This window comes from Microbulbifer weihaiensis (assembly GCF_048323715.1).
GTDB lineage: Bacteria > Pseudomonadota > Gammaproteobacteria > Pseudomonadales > Cellvibrionaceae > Microbulbifer.
Window position 1 is genome coordinate 1 of the sequence record NZ_JBLWFL010000037.1, and the last position, 555, is coordinate 555.

The 555-nt window shown below is 41.8% G+C and carries 1 protein-coding gene; it reads left to right on the forward strand.

Going from position 1 to position 555, the window contains the following annotated elements:
- Nucleotides 1–82: 82 nt before the first annotated feature.
- On the forward strand, nucleotides 83–478 hold the full coding sequence (locus tag ACNKU7_RS18785; protein WP_418298522.1) for a hypothetical protein: 396 nt from the start codon (nucleotides 83–85) through the stop codon (nucleotides 476–478).
- Nucleotides 479–555: the final 77 nt, after the last annotated feature.

Sequence of the window (555 nt, forward strand, 5' to 3'; positions counted from 1 at the left end):
CTTTTGCGCAGGTCACTCCGCTCCCATTTTTGCGCAAAACGCGCACAAATTAAGCCGCCCCTGCTGTGGGCGTTAAGTTTCTATGACCGAAAAGATCGCAATATTTTATCTCACTGTTTTCATTGTCTTAGTGACTTTGAGGTATATGAGGCCAAATATTATTACTTTTGTGGCATTTAGTTGGTTTGGCCCGTTTCCAGAAGAAGGGGAAACACTATCTAGCTTCAAAGCGAGAAGAATAAGGTATGCTTTTAGTTGGTTTGTACAGTTCTTAGCCTACTTTGCTCTCTTGGCAATTCTTGGAATCTACTTTAATAGCTATTTCAGTGATGCGTTTTTTCTTGTGGCAAGTTTCGCAGGAACAATCGGAGCGGGAATGGCAGCTCTAGCGTGTATTGGATTTTCAATCTCTTGGCTAAAAACCATTGTGGTTGGTCCTAATCCAAAATGTGAGTACCTGGCAGAGCATGAAATATAAACTTAACAAGCGACTGTGGTGTCAACCACCCAAAATTTAAGTTGCACACCACGCTTGTTTTTCTCGAATCATCGCAT